The sequence below is a fragment of the Psychroflexus salarius genome, from assembly GCF_900129035.1.
GTDB lineage: Bacteria > Bacteroidota > Bacteroidia > Flavobacteriales > Flavobacteriaceae > Psychroflexus > Psychroflexus salarius.
The window spans coordinates 1-1,481 of the sequence record NZ_FQTW01000038.1 but is presented as its reverse complement, the minus strand read 5'-3'; the positions used below and the strand labels follow the sequence as shown (position 1 = coordinate 1,481).

Sequence of the window (1,481 nt, the reverse complement as noted above, 5' to 3'; positions counted from 1 at the left end):
GACTACAAGCCGAATCAACTCGTATTTGCTCACTTGGGTTTTGTAACTGAAATTCATTACTTTTAAATCCGTAATAACTGCGGTTATACAAAAACATTAGCTTTAATTTAAAAACGAAAATTATGAAAACAAGAAACATTTTAATCGGAATTCTTACACTTTTGACTTTTGCAACTTATGCACAAAATGAAAAGAACGAAAAAGTTGAAACGAAAACTGCTGTGACAGAATTGAAAGTGGAAACAGAAAATCTTGACGAATTAAAAAACTTTGACTGGAATATGGTTAAAGAAATGTTTAAAGAAAATGATGCTGAACAAGAAATTACTCTTGCATTTGCATATGTAAACAAATCTGAAATAGACAAATCAAAAGTTCGAGTTGACAATTTTGAAATGAAATTGACCGGAAAAACAGCTGATTTGGACAAACTGACAGCGAGACTAAAAAAATCGTTTGATAAACTGGACGAAATTGACGGTCGAAATATAAAAAACTAAAGCTAACAGCGGCTATAGTTCATTACGGCTGAAATTCCTAATCGGAATTTCGAGCCTTTTTACTAAATTTATGGTCACGGCGGAATGATATTGCGTACTATTCCGTAACGAAACCATAGCCAAACACGTTGGCAACAAGCTAAGAAAACGAAAACACTATAAACCTAAAAGTTTTAATTTGTATATTTGAAAAAATAATTGGTGATGAATATAGAAGCTCGTAAAATTGAATTCGTTCAGGAATTTTTTAAACTACAAAGTGAAAAAGCTATTTCAAAATTTGAAAAGTTATTAAAAAAAGAAAAAGAACACTCTTCTCTTGAAAGAGCTGAACCAATGACATCTGTTGAATTAAATGCTCGAATTGATAAGTCGCTTCAAGATTCAAGAAATGGAATGCTGACAGAAGCAAATGATTTACTTGCAGAAATTGACAAATGGAGTTAAAAATTTATTGGACAGACTTCGCTAAAACTGAATTGAAAAATATTTTTAAACATTTAAAAGAAAATGCTAGCTTAAAAGTTGCGAAAAATGAGAATAAAAAAATTGTTCAGTCTACTTTAAGATTAATAACACAGCCTGAGATTGGACAAGTAGAGCCAATGTTAGCTGAAACAGAAATTGAGTTTAGATATCTACTTCATCAGTCTTATAAAATCATTTATTGGATTAATTCTAAGCAGAATAGAATTGAAATAATGGATGTATTTGAAACTCATCAACAACCTGAAAAGATAAAGCGGACGAAATAAGCCAGTTGCCAACAACGCATAACAATAATGGCGTATATTTTGCTTAACCGAGAATTTTAGTATTTTTAGAAAGTTAAAAGTTAAACCGAAAGTTGAGCGTTTTTTTAGTCGCCACTTATGTTATGCATGACCGTTGGCAGTAATATGAAAAAAGTCATTATCTACATTTGTTTTTTCTTTATTTTGGTAAGTTGTTTATCTAAAAAAGACAATGTTGATTCTGATT

At 30.5% G+C, this 1,481-nt stretch carries 3 protein-coding genes; all 3 read left to right on the top strand.

The genetic code is table 11. The annotated features are described in order from the left end of the window. The first annotated feature begins 122 nt into the window (after positions 1-122). The 3 genes from BUB82_RS11635 to BUB82_RS11625 all read left to right on the top strand — a co-directional run bounded on the left by BUB82_RS11635 (position 123) and on the right by BUB82_RS11625 (position 1,255). Positions 123-500: a hypothetical protein gene (locus BUB82_RS11635; RefSeq protein WP_073193795.1), complete on the top strand. Its 378-nt coding sequence runs from the start codon at positions 123-125 to the stop codon at positions 498-500. Positions 501-704: 204 nt separating this feature from the next. Further along, positions 705-947, top strand: a complete 243-nt coding sequence (locus BUB82_RS11630) for a hypothetical protein (RefSeq protein ID WP_073193794.1) — start codon at positions 705-707, stop codon at positions 945-947. Beyond that, the gene (locus BUB82_RS11625) at positions 938-1,255 is read left to right on the top strand and encodes a type II toxin-antitoxin system RelE/ParE family toxin (protein WP_073193793.1); all 318 of its coding nucleotides are present in this window, start codon (positions 938-940) and stop codon (positions 1,253-1,255) included. Before BUB82_RS11630 ends, BUB82_RS11625 begins: the two co-directional genes overlap by 10 nt. The last annotated feature ends 226 nt before the right edge of the window (positions 1,256-1,481 follow it).